Genomic DNA, 20162 nt, shown 5'->3' with positions numbered 1-20162 from the left:
GGGTCAACTATTGATCTTTCCGGAAAACATGTCAACGGTTGCCTGACTGTGGAGACAGCCATGAAACTGACCAGAATCAGCGTGATCCGCCGCCGGGAACTCAGGCTTGCCGCCTATGAGGTTCTGCAGAAGGAAGGGATATCGGGCGCAACGCTCGAAAAGGTGGCTGCCCACACCAACTCGTCCAAGGGCATCGTGCTCCACTATTTCCGCAACAAGCAGGAACTCTTCGAGCACGCGATGCGGGAAGCGAATTCCCAACTAAGGGATGCGGTGGCGGCGCGGCTGCGGCTCGCGACCACGCCGCACGAGCGGCTGGCGGCCGTCATCGAAGGCAATTTCGAGGAGCGTTTCTATCAGCCGGCCACCTGCCATGCCTGGCTGTCGCTTTGCGCCGAGGTGCCGCGCGAGCCGCAATTCGCCCGCATCCAGAAGGTCATCCACGCCCGGATGCGCAGCAACCTGATGTCGGCACTGGTTCATATCCTGCCGAGGGAGGAGTGCAACGAGGTATCCCTCGCGCTGACGACGCTGATTGATGGATTGTGGCTGCGTCTCGGGCTGGACAGCGGCGGCATCACGCGGGAAACTGCGCTTGCGCAGGTCTATGCCTATCTTCGCTATCGCCTGCCGGGCGGCTGGCCTCTTGCCGGGTGAGGCGGGAAACTGGCGTTCCAGGCCCTCTGAAGGATTAAAAGCCCAAAAACAAAAAGAGCCGCACGAGGCGGCTCTCCATGAGGTTTAGTCCGTTTGCGGACCCGGAGCGGAACATCCGATCCGAAAGAAGGCTGGTCAGGTCGAGGGCTGCCCCGTCAAGACCGACACCTTTCCGATGTCAGCAACACAGACCGAAATCTCATTAGACATTGGATCACCTTCCTTTCTCTACGTTGTCGATAACCCAAAGGTAGGAGCGTAGAACACATTCCGCAAGGCACGTTGTGTAACGGTTGGCGGGCATAAGTGAGTTGCAATTGGCCGGCGAAACCTTAACATTCGCATGCTTCTCGACGCTGCGTCGCAGCCTCACGCGGCCATCATTGCGGTCTTCCCCTGCACTTTACGCCAGTTTCAGCATGATCTTGCCGATGTGCTTCGAGCTTTCCATCAGGCGATGGGCCTCGGCCACCTGCTCGAAGGGCAATACCGAATGGATTACCGGCGTCACCTTTCCGGCCTCGATCAGCGGCCAGACATCGCTTACGAGCTCATCGCGAATGCCGCGCTTTTCCTCGGCCGTGCGGGGGCGCATGGTGGAGCCGGTCACGGTGAGCCGCTTGATCATGATCGGGGTGAGGTCAACCCTTTCCACCAGTGAGCCGCCGAGGAAGGCGATGATCGAAAGGCAGCCATCCTTGGCAAGGCTGGACAGGTTCTTCTGGAAATAAGCAGCGCCGATCATGTCGAGGATAGCGTCGACGCCGCGTCGGCCCGTCTCGGCCTTGATGACCTCGACGAAATCTTCCTCACGATAGTTGATGGCGCGCTTTGCCCCGAGGTCGAGACAGGCCTGACACTTTTCCACCGAGCCGGCGGTCGCGAAGACTTCGGCGCCAAATGCCTTTGCGAGCTGGATCGCGGTCGTGCCGATACCGGAGGTGCCGCCATGGATAAGGACCGTCTCGCCTTCAGTCAGCCCCGCCATCTGGAAGAGGTTCGCCCAGACGGTGAAGAAGGTCTCGGGAAGGGCCGCAGCCTTCACCGCATCGAAGCCCTTCGGAAAGGGCAGCGCCTGCCCGGCCGGAACCGCACAATATTCGGCATAGCCACCGCCATTTGCCAACGCGCAGACCTTGTCGCCGATGGAGAATTCATCGACGCCATCGCCGAGCGCCACCACTTCGCCCGCAACCTCCAGCCCGAGAATGGGGCTTGCATCCTTCGGCGGCGGATAGGTGCCCTGGCGCTGCGCGACATCCGGACGATTGACGCCCGCGGCTTCAACCCGAACAAGGATCTCGCCGGCGCGAAGCGTCGGCAACGGACCGGTTGCGATAACCATCTCTTCGGGAGCACCGAAAGAGGGAAGATCGACGTAACGCATGCTGGCGGGAAGCGACATCATCGGGTCTCCTGGGTTCCAGAGCATTTTTAGACGATAACAGAACCGTCTTCGATGCTCTCTCTGAGTGTCTGCATGCAATTCCGGACGCAAAACCGGATCCTGCTTCGGCTGGAATTGCTCTGGCGCGATGACACGACATAGGACACGCCGGACCTTCTGAAAAGGAGGCTCATTGACGCGCGCGACAAATCGCATCGCCACCGCATGCAACATTTGCCGGTAACCGGAAGGAAGGACCGCCCGCGAAAAGTGGATTTAGCCGCACCGGACATGAAACCCGGCGGATGATTTGAGGGCTCACAGACCGACCGGCAGGTCGCGTTCCTCCGCCGCGCCAAAAGCCCTGACCACAAGGCCCGCGTCGCTTTCCTTGGCCAGTTTCTTGAGTTCGGCGATCTCCGCGCCCACCCTGTTTAGATCGTCGATCACGAAGCCTCTCGGCAGTTCAAGCACGCCGATCGAGCAACGCATCAGCGGGAAATCCCGTTCGCGGCCGTGACGGTCCAAGCCTCGGATACGCCCCGCGCTACGATCGTCCTCCGAATAGAGCTGGACCACGTCGTCGTGGAAATCGGAGAGCAACCGGTCAAGGATTTCGGACAGTTCCTCACGGCTCCAGTCACGCACGCCGATGAAGAAATCGTCGCCGCCGACGTGGCCGAGGAAATCGCCTTCGGAAAAGAAATAGCGGCGCAGCAGCGCCGAGAACAGGCTGATGGCGTGATCGCCCATCTGGAAGCCGTAGTGATCGTTGAACGGCTTGAAATTGTCGAAGTCGCAATAGCAGAAATGACGGTCCTCATCGCCGTCCCGGCCGCTGTCCTGCATGAAATCGCGAATGGCGCGATTGCCCGGCAGACCGGTCAGCGGGTTCTGGTCCTGCGCCGTCTTCAACTGCTTTTCGTTGATGATGCGGATCAGCGAGGCGGCGGAAACGACACCGGCATAACGCATGTTCTCGGTGAGGATCACGCAATCGCTGCCGTCCATGTTGGCGAAGATCGTCATCAGGCGCTCGGCATCGGCATCGAGACCGACGATCGGGGCGCGGTCGACGAAATGAGAAATGGAGCGCTCGTAGACCTTGTTCTTCAGCAGGTCGCGGCCGAAGGGCTGGTAGATGTATTCCTTGAGGTGAAATTCGTTGATGATGCCGCGCGGCTCGCCATTGGCGTTCAGCACCGGGAAAAAGGACTGGCGCGGATTGCGCCGGAAAAGATCGAAGACGCTGTCGATGCTCTCATGTTCGAACACGGTCGGCAGACGCTCGATCTGCTTGCGGATCAGCACCTCGTCAAGCGACTGGGTGGAGCGGCGAACCTTGCCGATGTCCTGCAGATGGGGAAAGGCGGGCTTCAACTCGTTGAGCAGCGTGGTGGGCCGGGCGACGAACCAACCCTGCACGAGATCGACGCCGAATTCCCGGCAGGCGATGAATTCCGCCTCCGTCTCGATGCCTTCCGCGATCACCCGGACACCGAGCACATGGCAGAAGTTGACGATGTTCTTCACCAGGTGCCGCTTGCGCGGATTGCTGTCCATATTGGCGACAAAGTGCCGGTCGATCTTCACATAGTCGACCGGAAAATCGCAAAGCAGCTTCATCTCGCCATGGCCGACGCCGAAATCGTCGATCGCCAGCTTGAAGCCGGACTTCCTGAGCCGCGCCACAAGACCGGAAAACTCGGGAACGGAGGTGTTGTCGAAGCGTTCGGAAAGCTCGAAGCAGACTGAAGACGGCGGGATATTCGCCTTTCTCAGATGTTCGAGAATGCTGTCAACCAGATGGTCGCCCTCGGGGATCAGGCGGACATCGAGATTGAGAAAGAGCGTGGTGTCGGAAAAATCCGGAAGGGTAGCGAATTTCGCCAGCGCACGGCTGGCAAGCATCTGCTCAAGCGCAAGAAGCTGGTGGCTTTGCGCGGCCTGGTCGAGAATGTCGAGCGGGCTTTCGAAGCCGATCCGCTCGTGGCCTCTCATCAGGGATTCGTATCCGAAAACGGCGCCGGTACCGACTTCGACAATGGGTTGAAAGGCATTTTCGATGACCAGTTTGGCAAGCGCCAGCAACTGGTCATTGGCGAAGCGGCGCAAAACGCCGGCCTCCACCACTGCGCCCGGAACCATTTCTTTTTCTCCAAAACTGTTAATTTTTATGGCGTCAATGTGGCCTGCACTTCGTCAAGAAAACCTTTCCCGTACGTGAATGCTTCATGAAACTTTCATGACAATGTTCAAGCCGCCGGAGGCATCGGGAGCACCGGCGGCGGAGGGTTTCACCGTTTCAGTGCGAGACCGAGCGCAACCAGCGACCAGCCCTGCATGATGAGGTCGATTGCAAGGAAAAGGCCGAGTATCCACAAGCTGTTGACCGGCCAGCCGATGGCGATGATGATGCCGGCGAGCATGGTGACCACACCGCTCAGGACGATCCAGCCCCAGCCTTCCGCGCCCTTGAGTTTGAAGCCGACCCAGAGGCGAACGAGGCCGGCGAACAGCAGCGCAGCACCGATAAGCAGGGTCAGGATGGCCGAGGCAAGCAGCGGGTTGGCGAAGGTCAGGAGACCGGCCATCAGGTAAAGCAGCCCGCTCAAGGCCCAGAACAGCACGCTTTCCCAGCCTCGCACCTGGAAGGCGTGAGCCACATGCAGCGCTCCCGCGACAAGCATCAGCGCGCCGACATAATAGACCGAGACAACGGTGGCGAGAAAAAGGTTGGCAAGCGCGATGCCGCCGAAGATCAGCATGATGACGCCCAGCGCCACCAGCCAGCCCCACTTGGCACGCAATTCGGAAAAACGGACAGGCCTTGTTTCGTCAAGCATCACGGCATCTCCTTTAATCAATTGATCTAATTGCCTACCATCGCGCTTTCAAACTCTCGTGACAATAGAAGATAAAAGATAGCGCCCGAAAGCGACGGTGACAGGCCGGATCGTGACGCATTTTTTATTGATTGATGAGTCAATCAAAAATAAACTGACAGCATTACGACGGGTATTCCGGAAGGATCTTGCATGCCGAAAATCGGAATGGAGCCGGTGCGCCGCAAGGCGCTGGTCGATGCAGCGCTGCGCGCCATCGGTCATCATGGCTCGCTTTCCGTCACCATGTCGGAGATCGCCCGGCAGGCGGGCGTTTCGCCGGCTCTGGCGCATCACTATTTCGGCTCCAAGGAACAATTGCTGATCGAGACCGTGCGGGCGCTGCTGCGCCAGCTGCGGACCGATGCTGTCGCCGCACTGCGGCAGGCGCGAACGCCCCGCGAGCGGCTTTCCGCGGTCATCCGGGTGAGCTTCCATGCCGACCAGTTTGCCGACGAAACGGTCGCCGCATGGCTCGCCTTCTATGTCGAGGCGCAGCGCTCGGAAGAGGTCCGCAGGCTTCTGGAGGTCTATGCCCGACGCCTCAACTCCAATCTCGTTTCGGCGCTGAAGCCGCTTGCTTCAGCCGGTGACGCAAGCCGCATCGCAGAGGGCGCAGCCGCGATGATCGACGGGCTCTATATCCGGCAAAGTCTGAGGTCGGCACCTGTCAGCATCGAGGCGTCGGTGGCGCTCGTCGAAGACTATATCGAGGGGCAGCTGGCGGTATCGCGAGGCGGCATTTCATGACGACACCTCGTCGGACCGAGGCGGAGGGCGGTGCCGCCACACAGCACCAGACAAGAAATACCGGGGAACGAAGCCAGTGACGCAAAAGCCGAACATTCTGATCATCATGGTCGACCAGCTCAACGGGAAGTTCTTTCCCGATGGGCCGGCGGACTTCCTGCATGCGCCGCATCTCAAGGCACTGGCCACCCGTTCCGCGCGGTTCCGCAACAACTATACGTCATCGCCACTCTGCGCCCCTGCCCGCGCCTCCTTCATGGCGGGACAGCTGCCGTCGCGCACGCGCGTCTACGACAACGCCGCCGAGTATGTCTCTTCGATCCCGACCTTTGCCCATCACCTGCGTCGCGCCGGCTATTACACCGCGCTATCAGGCAAGATGCATTTCGTCGGGCCGGACCAGTTGCACGGTTTCGAGGACCGGCTGACCACCGATATCTATCCGGCCGATTTCGGCTGGACGCCGGATTACCGCAAGCCGGGCGAGCGCATCGACTGGTGGTATCACAACATGGGATCGGTGACGGGCGCAGGCGTCGCCGAGATCACCAACCAGATGGAATATGACGACGAGGTCGCGTTCCTCGCCAATCAGAAGATCTACCAGCTTTCCCGCGAGAACGACGACAAGGACCGCCGCCCGTGGTGCGTCACCGTTTCCTTCACCCATCCGCACGACCCCTATGTCGCCCGGAAGAAATACTGGGATCTCTACGAAGGCTGCGAGCACCTGACGCCGGAAATCGGCATGCTCGAGAAACAGGACCCGCATTCCGAGCGCATCCTGAAATCCTGCGACTATGCCAGCTTCGACATTACCGACGAGAACGTGCGCCGCTCGCGCCAGGCCTATTTCGCCAATATCAGCTATCTCGACGACAAGGTGGGTGAACTGATCGACACGCTGACGCGCACACGCCAGCTTGACGACACGCTGATCTTCTTCTGCTCCGACCATGGCGACATGCTGGGCGAGCGCGGGCTGTGGTTCAAGATGAACTTTTTCGAGGGTTCGGCACGCGTGCCGCTGATGATCGCCGGTCCGGGCATTACAGCCGGCCTGCATGTCACACCTACCTCGAACCTCGACGTGACACCGACGCTCTGCGATCTCGCCGGCATTTCCATCGATGAAATCATGCCGTGGACCGATGGCATCAGCCTCAAGGGCATGATCGACGGCGCGGTGCGCACCGCACCCGTGTTGATGGAATATGCGGCGGAAGCCTCCTACGCGCCGCTCGTCGGCATTCGCGAGGGCAAGTGGAAATACGTCCATTGCGAACTCGACCCGGAGCAGCTCTTCGATCTGGAGAGCGACCCGCTGGAGCTTGAGAACCTCGCCGCCGATCCGGCCCATGCTGACGTTCTCGCCGGCTTCCGCGCCAGGCGCGAGGCGCGCTGGAACATGGCCGAATTCGATGCCGCCGTGCGCGAGAGCCAGGCGCGGCGCTGGGTGGTCTACGAGGCACTGAGAAACGGCGCCTACTTTCCCTGGGATTACCAGCCTTTGCAGAAGGCGTCCGAGCGCTACATGCGCAACCACATGAACCTCGACAATCTCGAGGAATCCAAACGCTATCCGCGCGGAGAGTGACCATGCTGACAGTCTGGGGCCGGAGAACATCGATAAACCTGCAGGCGGTGATGTGGACGATCGCAGAACTCGGACTCGAGTATCGGCGGATCGACGCCGGTTTCACCTATGGCGTAAACGACACGCCCGAATTCCTGGCCATGAACCCCAACGGTCTCGTTCCCGTGCTCAAGGACGGGAACGACGAGCCGCTGTTCGAAAGCGCCGCCATCGTGCGTTATCTGGCCAGCAGATACGGCACCGGCCCGTTTTGGCCCGAAGACCTGTCGGCGCGCGCGCAGGTCGACAAATGGGCAGAATGGTCGAAGGTGACCGTCGCGGCGCTGTTTCTTGATCGCATCTTCGTGCCGCTCGTCCGCACGCCCTCTGCGAAGCGCAACCCGCAGGCGATTGCCGAGGCGGTCGTGCTGCTCATGAAACGGCTCCCCATCGCCGAGGCACAGTTCGGCAAGCACGACTTCCTTGCAGGCAACGACCTGACCGTTGCCGACATCATGTTCGGCCAGATGCTCTATCGCTACTATGATCTCGACATCGAGCGCGCCGACCTGCCCAAGCTGAAAGCCTATTACGCCCGGCTTTGCGAACGCCACGCCTATCGCGAGCACGTGATGGTCAATTTTGACGAAGTGAGAGTGAAATCATGAAAGCCCAGCCCCCCGCCTCCCATTTCATCGACGGCGAATATGTCGAGGACACAGACGGCACCGTCATCGAGAGCATCTATCCGGCGACGGGTGAGGTGATCGCCAAGCTGCATGCGGCAACGCCCGCCATCGTCGAGAAGGCGATCGCGTCCGCCAAGCGCGCGCAGAAGGAATGGGCGGCGATGAGCCCGATGGCGCGCGGCCGCGTGCTCAAGCGCGCCGCCGAGATCATCCGTGAACGCAACCGCGAGCTTTCCGAGCTTGAAACGCTCGACACCGGCAAGCCGATTCAGGAAACCATCGTCGCCGATCCGACTTCCGGCGCGGACGCCTTCGAATTCTTCGGCGGTGTCGCACCCGCCGCCATGAACGGTTCGCACATTCCGCTCGGCGGTGATTGGGCCTATACCAAGCGCGTGCCGCTCGGCGTCTGCGTTGGCATCGGCGCATGGAACTATCCGCAGCAGATCGCCTGCTGGAAGGGCGCGCCCGCCCTCGTCGCCGGCAATGCCATGGTGTTCAAGCCTTCGGAAACGACGCCGCTCGGCGCGCTGAAGATCGCTGAAATCCTGATCGAGGCCGGCCTGCCGAAGGGCGTCTACAACGTCATCCAGGGCGACCGCGACACCGGCCCGCTGCTCGTCAACCATCCTGATGTCGCCAAGGTTTCGCTGACCGGCTCGGTTCCGACCGGCCGCAAGGTGGCGGCAGCCGCCGCCGGCGGTTTGAAGCATGTGACGATGGAACTCGGCGGCAAGTCGCCCCTGATCGTATTTGACGACGCCGATGTCGAAAGCGCCATTTCCGGTGCCATGCTCGGCAACTTCTACTCCACCGGACAGGTTTGCTCGAACGGCACCCGCGTCTTCGTGCAGAAGGATATCAAGCAAAAGTTCCTCGCCCGCTTGAAGGAGCGCACCGAGGCGATCCTGATCGGCGATCCGCAGAAGGAAGAGACCCAGATGGGACCGATGGTCTCCTGGGCGCAGCGCGAGAAGGTGCTGGGCTATATCGAGAAGGGCGAGGCCGAGGGCGCAACGCTTATCACCGGCGGCGGCATTCCGAACAACGTTTCCGGCGAAGGCTATTTCGTCCAGCCGACCGTGTTTGCCGATGTGACCGACGACATGACCATCGCGCGCGAGGAAATCTTCGGGCCGGTGATGTGCGTGCTCGATTTCACCGATGAAGCGGAAGTGCTGGAACGCGCCAATTCCAGCGAATTCGGCCTCGCCGGCGGCGTGTTCACCGCCGATCTTTCCCGCGCCCACCGGGTGGTCGACCAACTCGAGGCCGGCACGCTGTGGATCAACACCTACAACCTCTGCCCGGTCGAAATCCCGTTCGGCGGCTCCAAGCAGTCCGGCTTCGGCCGCGAAAACTCGCTGGCAGCCATCGAGCACTATTCCGAGCTGAAGACCGTCTATGTGGGTATGGGCAAGTGCGAGGCGCCGTATTGAGAGCGCTTAACCGGACAGATGGCATCTCAAGCGAGATGCCTCTCCCGTTGCCGCTTGCGCTGCATGTGGCGTTCGAAGACGAATACGCTGCAAACGGCGCAAGCGCCTACGGAAAAGAGCAGGCTAGTGCCGGTAACTTCGTGCAACAGCAGACCCAAGAACATGCCCATTGCAAAGAAGAGTGCCCGAATCCGCCATATCCGCATTCGGTAAAAGATGGAGCGGACCTCACGGCGATCGCGGTAGATATTGTCGATCCCGGCACTGTTCTGTTCTCGCGAACGCTCAGCCTCCAACCGCTCGCCTTCGACCGCGTTCAGCTTTCGCAGCAGTTTATCCTGAAAGCCTTCCTCGGCCATTCGATACGCGCCCCCCTTGAGACGAATGTCCCCAAAGAGGTCGCATCGGCGCTTCGGGATTTCAACCGATACGCGTCACCAGATGCCAATAATTTCAACCATGCCTAACAAAGCTTGAGCGGACCAAGACCATGCAAAATGCAGATTTCATCATTATCGGTTCCGGCTCGGCGGGTTCGGCCATGGCGTACCGGCTGTCGGAAGACGGCAAGCATACGGTCATGGTGCTGGAATATGGCGGGTCGGATGCCGGGCCGTTCATCCAGATGCCGGCGGCGCTCGCATGGCCGATGAGCATGAAGCGCTATAACTGGGGCTATCTCTCCGAGCCCGAGCCGAACCTCAACAGCCGGCGTATCACCGCGCCGCGCGGCAAGGTGATCGGCGGCTCGTCCTCGATCAACGGCATGGTCTATGTGCGCGGCTCCGCGGAAGACTATACCCGCTGGGAAGAGGCCGGTGCGAAGGGCTGGGGCTATGCCGACGTACTGCCCTACTTCAAGCGCATGGAAAGCTCTCACGGCGGGCAGGACGGCTGGCGCGGCACTGACGGGCCGCTGCACGTCCAGCGCGGGCCGGTGAAGAACCCGCTGTTCAAGGCCTTCGTCGAGGCGGGCAAGCAGGCGGGTTTCGAAACGACGGACGACTATAACGGCGAGAAGCAGGAAGGCTTCGGCCTGATGGAGCAGACCATCTGGAAGTCGCGCCGCTGGTCCGCCGCCAATGCCTATCTGAAGCCGGCGCTGAAGCGACCGAATGTCGAACTTGTGCGCTGTTTCGCCCGCAGGATCGTGATCGAGAACGGTCGTGCGGTCGGCGTGGAAATCGAGCGCAATGGCAAGATCGAGGTGGTCAAGGCGAACCGCGAGGTGATCGTCGCCGCCTCGTCGTTCAACTCGCCGAAGCTGCTGCTGCTCTCCGGCATCGGGCCGGCCGCGCATCTGAAGGAGATGGGCATAGAGGTGAAGCTCGATCGTCCCGGCGTCGGCGCCAACCTGATGGACCACATGGAATTCTATTTCCAGCAGGTCGCGACCAAGCCGGTCTCGCTCTATTCCTGGCTGCCATGGTTCTGGCAGGGGGTCGCCGGCGCGCAATGGCTGTTTTCCGGCACCGGTCTCGGCGCATCCAACCAGTTCGAAAGCTGCGCCTTCGTGCGGTCCGCGCCGGGCGTCAAGCAGCCCGACATCCAGTACCACTTCCTGCCTGTCGCGATCTCCTATGACGGCAAGGCGGCGGCCGACAGCCACGGTTTCCAGGTGCATGTCGGCTATAACCACTCGAAGTCGCGCGGCAGCGTGACGCTGCGGTCCTCCGACCCGATGGCCGATCCGGTGATCCGCTTCAACTACATGAGCACCGAGGAGGACTGGGTGAAGTTCCGCCATTGCGTGCGGCTTACCCGCGAGATCTTCGGGCAAAAGGCGTTCGATCCCTATCGCGGCTCGGAGATCCAGCCGGGCGAGCACGTGCAGACGGATGAGCAGATCGATGCCTTCCTACGCGAGCATCTCGAAAGCGCCTATCATCCTTGCGGCACCTGCAAGATGGGTTCGAAGGACGATCCCATGGCGGTGGTCGATCCGGAATGCCGTGTTATCGGCATCGACGGTCTTCGCGTCGCGGATTCGTCCATCTTCCCTGATATCACCTACGGCAACCTCAACGGCCCGTCGATCATGACCGGCGAAAAGGCCTCGGACCACATCCTCGGCAAGCAGCCCCTGCCCCGCTCCAACCAGGAACCGTGGATCAACCCGCGCTGGGAGACCAGCGACAGATGAAATGACAAAAGCCGTCATCGACGGGTGACGGCACTTGCCTTCTGCCAAGTTGGGGGTCTAAGGCTTAGGGCCTGTGCCCGGCCGGAGAGTAGGTTCATTGCTTCAGCGCCCCGGCGCCGCAATTTCCGCTCCGCCGAGACGCAAAGCCTATGCCGAACAATTACAAAAAATCGAAACTGCTGCGGCGATCCCGCGTGATGTGGGGTTCCTGGCGAGTATGGAAGCCGCGCGCCGTGTTCTGGGCGGGGGCGTTGGCGATCGGTGTCATCTCGGTGGCCTTCGCCAAGCTCGCCGATGGCGCGCAACATCTGTTCAACAGCGTGCTCAATGCCGGACAATGGTCGTTCCTGCTGCCGCTTGTCCTGACTCCGCTCGGTTTTGCTCTCTGTTCCTGGCTGGCGTTCACGGTTTTTCCGGCGTCGCAAGGCTCCGGTATTCCGCAGGCAATCGCCGCCCGGCATCTGCGCGGCGATGAGGAACGCAGACGACTGCTTTCGCTCAAGCTTGTGCTCGGCAAGATCCTGCTGACGGTGAGCGGGCTCTTCTTTGGCGCATCGATCGGGCGCGAAGGCCCGACTGTTCAGGTCGGGGCCTCCATCATGCTGCTTTCCGCCCGTATCGGCGGAATGGCGCAGGCTCAAGGCCTCATCCTCGCCGGTTCGGCAGCCGGCATCGCCGCCGCCTTCAACACGCCGCTTGCCGGCATTGTCTTCGCCATCGAGGAAATGGGCCGCACCTATCAGGCGCGGGCGAACAGCCTCGTGCTGACCGCCGTGATCCTATCCGGCATCTCGGCGCTCGGGCTTGTCGGCAGCTACACCTATTTCGGCGCGACCTCGCTTTCGGTCGGAACGGCGCGCGAATGGTTCGCCGTCATTGCCTGCGGCATCGTCGGCGGCGCTTTCGGCGCGATGTTTTCGGCAGGCGCGCTTCGACTGTCGCAACGGATCAAGCGATGGGTGCAGACGGCCCCGCTGAAGCGCAGCGTGGCCGTTGCGACCGGTTGCGGGATGCTCGTCGCCATCATCGGCGTTGCCGCCGGCGGAAGCACTTTCGGCACCGGATATGAACAGGCGCGCGGCGCAATCGAAGGCGATGCGCTGCCCTATGGCTATTTCGTCGCCAAGCTCGCCGCCACTTTCCTGTCGATGGTCTCGGGCATTCCGGGCGGCATCTTTGCACCGTCGCTCTCGGTCGGCGCAGGGCTTGGCAGCAGCATCGGCCAGCTGCTCGGGGTCAGCATCGGTCTTTCCGCCGTGCTCGGCATGGCCGGTTACTTCGCCGGCGTGGTGCAGGCGCCGATGACCGCATTCGTCATCATTCTGGAAATGACCGACAGCCACGAGGGCATCATAAGCCTGATGGCAGCCGCCATGCTCGGCTACGTGACCTCGCGCATGATCTCGCGCGAACCGCTCTATCACGGCCTTTCCCGCGCCTGGATTGCAGAAGGCGTGCGTCTCAAGCGCGCGCTGGCCAAATCGGAGAATGAAGCGACCTGAACCGCAAGCGACTTCTCATCAATGCCAGCCTTTCAACGGAAGGCTGACACTGACCAGTTTCTAGGAAAACAGGTCGCCTCCAACGCTCGGGCATGCCTTCACGCAAACCGGTTCTCGCTTTCGCTGGAATTGGGCTAACCGGAGATCAGGTCGCCTTCCTGCCAGCGTTCCTTGCCCCAGTTGCGCAAACGCATGCGTGGCGCGATCAGGGAGGCGATGAACGGGGCGGAGACGAAGCTGATCACGACAACCGCCGGGATGAGGTATTTGGCCTGAGCCGCGAGAGCGGGTATCATCAAGACCATAACGGCGCCGACGCCGAAAACCACGGCGTTGATCATCATGGCGCAAATGATTTTCAGCCAGGTGTTGGTACTGAGCATAGCATAAACTCCCTTGGATTGTGATGTCCGTAGAAGTGTCGAAACCGCGTAAAGGTTCCCGTTTCCGCCCAGTTTCAGCGTTAGCACTGCCTCTCTCTCGAGGTTCGAGGACATCATTCACCGTGCAGCCGCCACCCGATCCAGTCCCCCTCCTTCCCTTTGCTAACCTGTTTGCCGATCCCAACTTCGTATTCGGGAAGTGGGTAGGTGGAGATAGCAGGGACGGAATAGTCCAGTTGCCGTTCTATGCCTTCTCAAAAGGCGCTCAGGATTTTCTGCGGGCCGTGGACAAGGGAAACTGGGTGCGTCCGGATGTAAACTGGCGTGGCGATGCCGAAGGCGAAAGATATCATCACCTCTGCTCGGAACCAGCTGCCGTTGAAACGGCGACCGTGGACGAAATCGCGCTCGTCCTTACCTCCCTGGTTCGTGGCGACCGGTACAGTGAAGGCATGCTGGCCAAGGCCTTTGAGGAAAGACTGATACAACGCCTTCTGGCCCGGATCGAAGCGTTGGCTGGCCAACGCCACCGCATTGAAAAACCTCGGCGTTTGGTCCAGATACCGGAAAGGTCAACAGTAGAGAGAAAACGAATGAACACAACAAAGCGTATCTTCATTTCCCTTCTGATCGGTCTTGCCGTGGCAGGCGGAGCCATGGTGAAGGACAAGATGACGAACGCCGAATGGGTGGTTTCACCAGAGCAGATCGCCGCAGCCAAGGCAGAGGGCAAGGCCGGTTTCGAGAGTTCACCGGGAACCGTTACCGTTCTGCCCATCCGTAGTGAGAAAGCCGACATCCTGCCGCTCACATGGGCGATCTTCGGAATTGCTGCTGCCGCAGTGTCCTTCGTCGTGCTGCGTCGCAAGTCGGCGTAAGGACTGAATCGGGCCTCGGAGACCTGACGCGAAACCTCAATTTTTGCACGAACCAATGCGTCAAAGGACTTGGGTGACCTTGCCTGCCGGGTCTTCGTTCTTGTTAAGGGGCCAGGTCTGAGACCGGCCCCTTTATTCTGCGCGCCGAGCGCTGCACCTCACTTCCGAAACAGCTTCCACCGCGTCGGGCGGAAGCGGATTTCGGCACCGACGGCGACCGGAGCGTCCAGCGGTACTTCAACCTCCAAATGATAAGGATCGTGGCCCTCATTGGCGATATCGATTTCGGCGATGCGGGTACCGGCGAGACGGCGGCAAGCCGTGACCTTGCCGTAGAGCGATGTCTTGTCATCGATGATTGCCACATCCTGCGGGCGGAAGAAGAGTTCTCCCGCACTGTCTGAACCCTGCTCGGAGATGCCGATCGGTTCGCCCTGAAACAGGACGGTGCCCTCGCGAACGGTCACGGGGATGTGGGAGGATTCGCCGATGAATGAGAAGACGAAGGGCGAGTTCGGCGTGTCGTAGACGTCGTCCGCCGAGCCCACCTGCTCGATTTTACCCTGGCTCATGACCACGACGCGGTCTGCGAGTTCAAGAGCCTCTTCCTGGTCATGAGTGACAAAGAAGGTGGTGTGGCCGGTGCGGTCGTGGAACTCGCGCAGCCAGCGGCGCAACTCCTTGCGCACCTTGGCGTCGAGCGCGCCGAAGGGTTCGTCGAGCAGCAACACCGTCGGCTCGATGGCCATGGCGCGGGCGAGCGCCACGCGCTGGCGCTGGCCGCCGGAAAGCTGGGCCGGATAGCGCTTTTCGAGGCCGGTCAGATGTACCATGTCGAGCAGATCGGAGACGCGCTTGCGGATTTCGGCGGCCGGTGGACGGGTCGCCTTCGGGCGGACCTTGAGACCGAAGGCGATGTTGTCGGCAACCGTCATGTGGCGGAACAGTGCGTAATGCTGAAAGACGAAGCCGATATGACGTTCCTGCACCGACTTTTCCGAGGCGTCGTTCTGGCCGAAGAAGATCTGGCCGGCGGTCGGCCGGTCAAGGCCGGCGATCAGGCGCAAAAGGGTGGTCTTGCCCGAGCCGGAAGGGCCGAGCAGCGCGATGAGTTCGCCGGAGCGGATCGACAGGGAAATGTCGTGCAACGCCGGGAACTGGCCAAACTCCTTGCGGATATTCTTGATGTTTACATCCATTGGGGAGAGACCTTTCAGTGTTTCCGGCTTGCCGCGATTTCGTCGCCGTAGTGCAGCTCGAGAATGGACTTGAGCGCCAGCGTGACGAGGGCAAGGAGAGCGAGGAGCGTCGAAACCGCGAAGGCTGCGACGAAATTGTATTCGTTGTAGAGAACCTCGATGTGCAGCGGCATGGTTTCCGTCAGGCCTCGGACATGGCCCGATACGACGGAAACGGCGCCAAACTCGCCCATGGCGCGCGCGTTGCAGAGCAGCACGCCATAGAGCAAGCCCCATTTGATATTGGGCAGCGTCACATACCAGAAGGTCTGCCAGCCGGAAGCGCCGAGCGAAAGGGCCGCCTCCTCGTCGCCGGAGCCCTGTTCCTGCATCAGCGGGATCAACTCGCGGGCGATGAAGGGGAAGGTCACGAAAACGGTCGCAAGCACGATGCCCGGCACGGCGAAGATGATCTCGATGCCGTAGCTTTTCAGCCAGGGGCCGAGAAAGCCCTGTGCGCCGAACAGCAGCACGTAGACCAGACCGGAAATGACCGGCGAAATCGAAAACGGCAGGTCGATCAGCGTGATCAGGAAGGTCTTGCCGCGGAATTCGAACTTGGCGATCGACCACGCGGCGGCGATGCCGAAGACGAGATTGAGCGGCACAGCAATGGCAGCGACGGTTAGCGTCAGGCGAATGGCCGAGACGGCGTCCGGCTCGGCGAGCGAGGCGAAAAACTCCTCGGCTCCCTTACGGAAGGCCTCGACGAAGACGACGACCAGCGGCAGCACGACGACCAGCAGCATGAAGGCGACGGCGATTGCCGTCAGTACCCAGCGCCAGACCGGCGTTTCGGTTGCGGCTTCGTGGAAGCTGGAACGGGAGGCATGAGCTTTATCGGACATTGCTGTACCTCCTGCGGCTCCACATCTGCAGAAGATTGATCAAGAGCAGCATGGCGAACGAGATCAGCAGCATGATCGAGGCGATCGAGGTGGCGCCGGCATAATGGAACTCCTCGAGGCGGATGACGATCAAGAGCGGTGCGATCTCCGAAACATAGGGGATATTACCGGCAATGAAGATGACCGAACCGTATTCCCCGACGGCCCGGGCAAAGGCCAGCGCGAAGCCGGTGAGGATCGCAGGAACCAGCGCCGGCAGCACGACGTAGAACAGCGTCTGGAAACGGCTGGCCCCAAGAGTGGCGGCGGCTTCCTCGACTTCTCGGTCAAGCTCCTCCATCACCGGCTGCACGGTGCGCACGATGAAGGGAAGGCCGACGAAGATCAGGGCAACCACGATGCCGGCCGGCGTGAACGCGATCTTGATGCCGAGCGGCGCGAACAACTGACCGATCCAGCCCTTCGGCGCGTAGAGCGCGGCGAGCGAAATGCCGGCGACAGCGGTCGGCAGGGCGAAAGGAAGATCAATCACCGCATCCAGCAGGCGGCGGCCCGGAAACCGGTAGCGTACCAGCACCCAGGCGGTGATCACGCCGAACACCACATTTATGCCGGCGGCGATCAAGGCCGAGCCGAAGCTGACCTCCAGAGAGCGGAGCGTCCGTTCATCCAGCGCTATCGAAATGAACTCCTGCCAGCCCAGTTCGGCGGAACGCCAGACCAGGGCGGCAAGCGGGATCAGGATGATCACCGTGAGGTAGAAGATGGTATAACCGAGCGTCAGGCCGAAGCCCGGCAGAATGCTCGGCTGTCGCCAGTTTTTCATGAATGTTCCCGTCATCGCGTCATCGCGCTTTTCATCATGCCTGCAAATCTTCATGCGACAAGCCCCGACCGTTCAAGATCGGGGCCTGCCGTTCGGGAGGATCGCCAATTTACCTGGCGGGCTTGTAGATCTGGTCGAAGATGCCGCCATCGCCGAAGTGGGTCGGCTGTGCCTTGGCCCAACCGCCGAAGATCGGATCGTCGATGGTGACGAGATCGAGCTTCGGCAGCTTCAGCTGGTCGGCTGGAACGAGTTCCGGCTTGGAAGGGCGGTAGAAGTGCTTGGCGGCAATCGTCTGGCCTTCAGCCGAGTAGAGGTATTCGAGATAGGCGTCGGCCACCTTGCGGGTGCCCTTGGCATCGGCATTGCCGTCCACGACGGTGACCGGCGGTTCGGCCAGGATCGAGAGCTTCGGCACGACGATGTCGAAGCTGTCCTCGCCGAATTCTGCACCGGCGAGATAGGCCTCGTTTTCCCAGGCGATCAGCACATCGCCGATTTCGCGCTGAGCGAAGGTGACGGTCGAGCCGCGGGCGCCGGTGTCGAGAACCGGAGCGCGCTTGTAGAGATCGGCGATGTATTCCTTGATCTTGGTCTCGTCGCCGTTGAACTCCTTGTTTGCCCATGCCCAGGCAGCAAGATAGTTCCAGCGGGCACCACCCGAGGTCTTCGGGTTCGGCGTAACGATCTGCACATCGCCCTTCACGAGATCACCCCAGTCGTGGATGCCCTTAGGGTTGCCCTTACGGACCAGGAAGACGATGGTGGAGGTGTAAGGAGAAGAGTTGTTGGGCAGGCGTTTGCGCCAGTCCGCCGGGATCTTGTTCGTCGCCTTGGCGATCGCGTCGATATCGCCTTCGAGGGCGAGCGTCACGACATCGGCATCGAGGCCGTCGATGACGGAGCGGGCCTGTTTGCCGGAACCGCCATGGGACTGCTGGATTGTGACGGTCTCACCCGTTTCGGCTTTCCAGTGTTTGGCAAAGGCGGCGTTATATTCCTTATAGAACTCGCGCGTCGGGTCATACGACACATTGAGGAGCTTCGTGTCTGCGTAAGCCATCGTAGCGGCGCTGGCACTCAGAGAGAGCCCGACCAGAAGGCCGCTTACCTGTTTCAGAAAGCTGTTCATGGCACTCGTTCCTTTCCTCTTTATCCCTGCCCTAAACTCTACCGGTCAGGTCGTGTTAGTCAACGCGGCCGAAAAAATAGCAAAACAGTACCTCCACGCGGCATCGCTCGGAAAATGATGGCCCAAAATGCGCATTCTCCGAGGAGAAAATCGTTCGCCAAAGCGGCCAATCGCAGAAAAACCGATTTCACGAGTCTGCACTTAAACGGCTGCCAATGACAGTTTTTTGCGTCGCAGCGTTATTTTGACTGTCAGTTCGCCCGCTCGAGCACGGCCGGTATCGGCGCATGCTCACCGAGCGGGTCGGCGAATGTCGTGGAGAACAGTACCGCCCGGGTCTCATCCGCGACACGGGCGAAGACGTGGCGGATCTCACAGTCGTTCTCGCCGTCGCAATCCTCGCAGCGGCGATAGGCAGTGAGCGAAAGGCAGGGCAAGGGCGCAATCGGTCCGTCGATCAGGCGCAGCACTTCGCCATAGGTGATCTCAGATGCGGGACGCAGCAGAAGGTAGCCCCCCTGCTTCCCACGGCGACTTTCGACGAACCCTGCCCGCTTGAGATCGAGAAGGATCTGCTCGAGAAACTTCTTCGGGATCTTCTGGCGGTCGGCAATATCGGAAATCTGCACGGGATCGCCGGTCTCGGCACGAGCCAGCACGGTCAGCGCCCGGAGCGCATATTTCGCCTTTTGGGAAATCATTGGATATCACCACTTGCCGCGAACCCGTATCCGCGTTTCGTCGGGATAGCGGAATTCGGACGCTTTTTCAAATCCCAGCCGTGGGTGTGAGAAGACAATGGCATTTTCGAAATTAAGTCTATTGATTTAGTAGAGTTAATGCACTACAGTTCGTCTCGGTCTAAATTCGGCGTTCAGCGCCTTGGGACTACCGCGCGACAAAACCGGGACGAATTCCCGCCTTTGTTCGCGCGAAGAGAGATATTTGCTCTTCATCTTCGTCTGCTTGAAAGGCAATTCCTGTTCGCATCCTGCGAAATACGGAATAATCCGGCCATCAGCAGGAAGAGAATTATGAGCATTCAAAATTCCCCCGAAGCCATTGCATCACTGGATGCCACCCTTGCCAAGGCCGATCTCACGGAGCGCCTGCGCCTTGTGTCAGCACTAGGCGGACGTGCCGTCTTCACCACCAGCCTCGGCATAGAGGACCAGGTCATCACCGCGGCCATCGGGCTTGCGGGACTGCCGATCGAGGTCGCCACGCTGGAAACCGGCCGGCTGTTCCAGGAAACGGTCGATCTGATCTCCGAAACCGAAGAACGGTTCGGCATCACCATCGCGAAGTTCGGGCCCGAGCAGGACGATATCGACGCCTATGCGGCGAAGTATGGCCTGAACGGCTTCTACGAAAGCGTCGAAGCCCGACACGCCTGCTGTCATGTGCGCAAGCTGGTGCCGCTCGGCAAGGCACTGGCCGGCGCCACCATCTGGATCACGGGCCTGCGCCGCGCACAATCCGGCAACCGCGCTGCAACGCCGTTTGCCGAATATGATGCGGAACGCAATCTTATAAAGGTCAATCCGCTGGCTGACTGGTCGATCGAGGATATCGACGCCTATGTCGAGTCTCAGGCGGTTCCGACCAACCCGCTGCACAAACGCGGTTATCCCTCCATCGGCTGCGAGCCCTGCACGCGGGCGATCAAACCCGGCGAGCCGGAGCGCGCGGGACGCTGGTGGTGGGAGAACGACGAAAAGCGCGAATGCGGCCTGCATGTCCCCGAAGCGGCGGCAACGCCGATCGCATCCAACATCGCCTGACCAAATCAGCCACAAGGGCTATCGAGAACGGATCCGGCCTTCCGG

General features: G+C 60.8%; 19 protein-coding genes and 1 pseudogene. 11 read left to right on the top strand and 9 right to left on the bottom strand.

The features are described from left to right. The first annotated feature begins 60 nt into the window (after positions 1 to 60). Positions 61 to 657, top strand: a complete 597-nt coding sequence (gene betI, locus H4I99_RS01915; RefSeq protein ID WP_163904094.1) for a choline-binding transcriptional repressor BetI — start codon at positions 61 to 63, stop codon at positions 655 to 657. Between the two features lie 403 nt (positions 658 to 1060). Here the strand turns inward: betI (H4I99_RS01915) and H4I99_RS01910 are convergent, their stop codons facing one another. The 3 genes from H4I99_RS01910 to H4I99_RS01900 all read right to left on the bottom strand — a co-directional run bounded on the left by H4I99_RS01910 (position 1061) and on the right by H4I99_RS01900 (position 4890). Beyond that, on the bottom strand, positions 1061 to 2062 hold the full coding sequence (locus tag H4I99_RS01910; RefSeq protein ID WP_163906159.1) for an NAD(P)H-quinone oxidoreductase: 1002 nt from the start codon (positions 2060 to 2062) through the stop codon (positions 1061 to 1063). 300 nt (positions 2063 to 2362) lie between these two features. Beyond that, positions 2363 to 4192 (bottom strand): bifunctional diguanylate cyclase/phosphodiesterase, encoded by a 1830-nt coding sequence (locus H4I99_RS01905; RefSeq protein ID WP_163904093.1) that lies wholly within the window; start codon positions 4190 to 4192, stop codon positions 2363 to 2365. Between the two features lie 149 nt (positions 4193 to 4341). Beyond that, on the bottom strand, positions 4342 to 4890 hold the full coding sequence (locus H4I99_RS01900; RefSeq protein ID WP_163904091.1) for an HdeD family acid-resistance protein: 549 nt from the start codon (positions 4888 to 4890) through the stop codon (positions 4342 to 4344). 192 nt (positions 4891 to 5082) lie between these two features. Here H4I99_RS01900 and betI (H4I99_RS01895) point away from each other — a divergent pair, with 192 nt between their 5' ends. The 7 genes from betI (H4I99_RS01895) (at position 5083) to H4I99_RS01865 (ending at position 13028) form a co-directional block, all read left to right on the top strand. Further along, positions 5083 to 5679, top strand: a complete 597-nt coding sequence (gene betI, locus H4I99_RS01895) for a transcriptional regulator BetI (protein ID WP_163904088.1) — start codon at positions 5083 to 5085, stop codon at positions 5677 to 5679. A gap of 76 nt (positions 5680 to 5755) precedes the next feature. Next, entirely contained in the window at positions 5756 to 7276 is a 1521-nt protein-coding gene (betC, locus tag H4I99_RS01890) for a choline-sulfatase (protein ID WP_163904086.1), read from the top strand. Between the two features lie 2 nt (positions 7277 to 7278). Next, positions 7279 to 7923, top strand: coding sequence for a glutathione S-transferase family protein (locus H4I99_RS01885; RefSeq protein WP_163904084.1), 645 nt, complete (start codon positions 7279 to 7281; stop codon positions 7921 to 7923). After that, positions 7920 to 9383, top strand: a complete 1464-nt coding sequence (gene betB / locus H4I99_RS01880; protein WP_163904082.1) for a betaine-aldehyde dehydrogenase — start codon at positions 7920 to 7922, stop codon at positions 9381 to 9383. The genes H4I99_RS01885 and betB overlap by 4 nt, the downstream gene beginning before the upstream one ends. A 47-nt stretch (positions 9384 to 9430) precedes the next feature. After that, positions 9431 to 9850, top strand: a complete 420-nt coding sequence (locus H4I99_RS01875; RefSeq protein WP_163904080.1) for a hypothetical protein — start codon at positions 9431 to 9433, stop codon at positions 9848 to 9850. Between the two features lie 23 nt (positions 9851 to 9873). After that, the gene (gene betA, locus H4I99_RS01870) at positions 9874 to 11526 is read left to right on the top strand and encodes a choline dehydrogenase (protein WP_163904078.1); all 1653 of its coding nucleotides are present in this window, start codon (positions 9874 to 9876) and stop codon (positions 11524 to 11526) included. Between the two features lie 149 nt (positions 11527 to 11675). Then, positions 11676 to 13028 (top strand): chloride channel protein, encoded by a 1353-nt coding sequence (locus tag H4I99_RS01865; protein WP_163904076.1) that lies wholly within the window; start codon positions 11676 to 11678, stop codon positions 13026 to 13028. Positions 13029 to 13162: 134 nt separating this feature from the next. On the opposite strand, the gene H4I99_RS01860 is transcribed toward H4I99_RS01865, so the two are convergent. Then, on the bottom strand, positions 13163 to 13411 hold the full coding sequence (locus tag H4I99_RS01860; RefSeq protein ID WP_186663189.1) for a hypothetical protein: 249 nt from the start codon (positions 13409 to 13411) through the stop codon (positions 13163 to 13165). A gap of 23 nt (positions 13412 to 13434) precedes the next feature. Between H4I99_RS01860 and H4I99_RS24800 the strand changes: the two are divergent. Both H4I99_RS24800 and H4I99_RS01850 read left to right on the top strand, forming a co-directional pair. After that, a pseudogene (locus tag H4I99_RS24800) lies at positions 13435 to 13869 on the top strand (DUF6508 domain-containing protein); the annotation flags it as partial. A gap of 135 nt (positions 13870 to 14004) precedes the next feature. Then, positions 14005 to 14289 carry a hypothetical protein gene (locus H4I99_RS01850; protein WP_163904072.1) on the top strand — a complete coding sequence of 95 codons (285 nt, stop codon included), beginning with the start codon at positions 14005 to 14007 and terminating at the stop codon, positions 14287 to 14289. Positions 14290 to 14447: 158 nt separating this feature from the next. Here the strand turns inward: H4I99_RS01850 and H4I99_RS01845 are convergent, their stop codons facing one another. The 5 genes from H4I99_RS01845 to H4I99_RS01825 all read right to left on the bottom strand — a co-directional run bounded on the left by H4I99_RS01845 (position 14448) and on the right by H4I99_RS01825 (position 19034). After that, positions 14448 to 15488 (bottom strand): sulfate/molybdate ABC transporter ATP-binding protein, encoded by a 1041-nt coding sequence (locus H4I99_RS01845; RefSeq protein WP_163904070.1) that lies wholly within the window; start codon positions 15486 to 15488, stop codon positions 14448 to 14450. 14 nt (positions 15489 to 15502) lie between these two features. Continuing rightward, positions 15503 to 16375 (bottom strand): sulfate ABC transporter permease subunit CysW, encoded by an 873-nt coding sequence (gene cysW / locus H4I99_RS01840; RefSeq protein ID WP_163904069.1) that lies wholly within the window; start codon positions 16373 to 16375, stop codon positions 15503 to 15505. Continuing rightward, positions 16365 to 17201 carry a sulfate ABC transporter permease subunit CysT gene (gene cysT / locus H4I99_RS01835; RefSeq protein ID WP_163904067.1) on the bottom strand — a complete coding sequence of 279 codons (837 nt, stop codon included), beginning with the start codon at positions 17199 to 17201 and terminating at the stop codon, positions 16365 to 16367. Before cysT ends, cysW begins: the two co-directional genes overlap by 11 nt. A 109-nt stretch (positions 17202 to 17310) precedes the next feature. Then, positions 17311 to 18333 (bottom strand): sulfate ABC transporter substrate-binding protein, encoded by a 1023-nt coding sequence (locus tag H4I99_RS01830; RefSeq protein ID WP_163904065.1) that lies wholly within the window; start codon positions 18331 to 18333, stop codon positions 17311 to 17313. A 251-nt stretch (positions 18334 to 18584) separates the two neighbouring features. Next, a complete protein-coding gene (locus H4I99_RS01825; RefSeq protein WP_163904063.1) occupies positions 18585 to 19034 on the bottom strand; it encodes an RrF2 family transcriptional regulator in 450 nt (149 codons plus the stop codon). Positions 19035 to 19367: 333 nt separating this feature from the next. Here H4I99_RS01825 and H4I99_RS01820 point away from each other — a divergent pair, with 333 nt between their 5' ends. Next, entirely contained in the window at positions 19368 to 20117 is a 750-nt protein-coding gene (locus H4I99_RS01820) for a phosphoadenylyl-sulfate reductase (protein WP_163904061.1), read from the top strand. Positions 20118 to 20162 lie beyond the last annotated feature (45 nt).

Origin of the sequence: Paenirhizobium daejeonense (assembly GCF_014280875.1) — a bacterium.
Taxonomy (GTDB): Bacteria; Pseudomonadota; Alphaproteobacteria; order Rhizobiales; family Rhizobiaceae; genus Allorhizobium; species Allorhizobium daejeonense.
This window is presented reverse-complemented; position numbering and strand designations above follow the sequence as displayed.

What these genes read in the sequence shown, in the direction of transcription:
- betI (WP_163904094.1), top strand. Translation starts at nt 61, where the DNA reads ATGAAACTGACCAGAATCAGCGTGATCCGCCGCCGGGAACTCAGGCTT.
- H4I99_RS01910 (WP_163906159.1), bottom strand. Translation starts at nt 2,062, where the DNA reads ATGTCGCTTCCCGCCAGCATGCGTTACGTCGATCTTCCCTCTTTCGGT.
- H4I99_RS01905 (WP_163904093.1), bottom strand. Translation starts at nt 4,192, where the DNA reads ATGGTTCCGGGCGCAGTGGTGGAGGCCGGCGTTTTGCGCCGCTTCGCC.
- H4I99_RS01900 (WP_163904091.1), bottom strand. Translation starts at nt 4,890, where the DNA reads ATGCTTGACGAAACAAGGCCTGTCCGTTTTTCCGAATTGCGTGCCAAG.
- betI (WP_163904088.1), top strand. Translation starts at nt 5,083, where the DNA reads ATGCCGAAAATCGGAATGGAGCCGGTGCGCCGCAAGGCGCTGGTCGAT.
- H4I99_RS01885 (WP_163904084.1), top strand. Translation starts at nt 7,279, where the DNA reads ATGCTGACAGTCTGGGGCCGGAGAACATCGATAAACCTGCAGGCGGTG.
- betB (WP_163904082.1), top strand. Translation starts at nt 7,920, where the DNA reads ATGAAAGCCCAGCCCCCCGCCTCCCATTTCATCGACGGCGAATATGTC.
- betA (WP_163904078.1), top strand. Translation starts at nt 9,874, where the DNA reads ATGCAAAATGCAGATTTCATCATTATCGGTTCCGGCTCGGCGGGTTCG.
- H4I99_RS01865 (WP_163904076.1), top strand. Translation starts at nt 11,676, where the DNA reads ATGCCGAACAATTACAAAAAATCGAAACTGCTGCGGCGATCCCGCGTG.
- H4I99_RS01860 (WP_186663189.1), bottom strand. Translation starts at nt 13,411, where the DNA reads ATGCTCAGTACCAACACCTGGCTGAAAATCATTTGCGCCATGATGATC.
- H4I99_RS01850 (WP_163904072.1), top strand. Translation starts at nt 14,005, where the DNA reads ATGAACACAACAAAGCGTATCTTCATTTCCCTTCTGATCGGTCTTGCC.
- H4I99_RS01845 (WP_163904070.1), bottom strand. Translation starts at nt 15,488, where the DNA reads ATGGATGTAAACATCAAGAATATCCGCAAGGAGTTTGGCCAGTTCCCG.
- cysW (WP_163904069.1), bottom strand. Translation starts at nt 16,375, where the DNA reads ATGTCCGATAAAGCTCATGCCTCCCGTTCCAGCTTCCACGAAGCCGCA.
- cysT (WP_163904067.1), bottom strand. Translation starts at nt 17,201, where the DNA reads ATGAAAAACTGGCGACAGCCGAGCATTCTGCCGGGCTTCGGCCTGACG.
- H4I99_RS01830 (WP_163904065.1), bottom strand. Translation starts at nt 18,333, where the DNA reads ATGAACAGCTTTCTGAAACAGGTAAGCGGCCTTCTGGTCGGGCTCTCT.
- H4I99_RS01825 (WP_163904063.1), bottom strand. Translation starts at nt 19,034, where the DNA reads ATGATTTCCCAAAAGGCGAAATATGCGCTCCGGGCGCTGACCGTGCTG.
- H4I99_RS01820 (WP_163904061.1), top strand. Translation starts at nt 19,368, where the DNA reads ATGAGCATTCAAAATTCCCCCGAAGCCATTGCATCACTGGATGCCACC.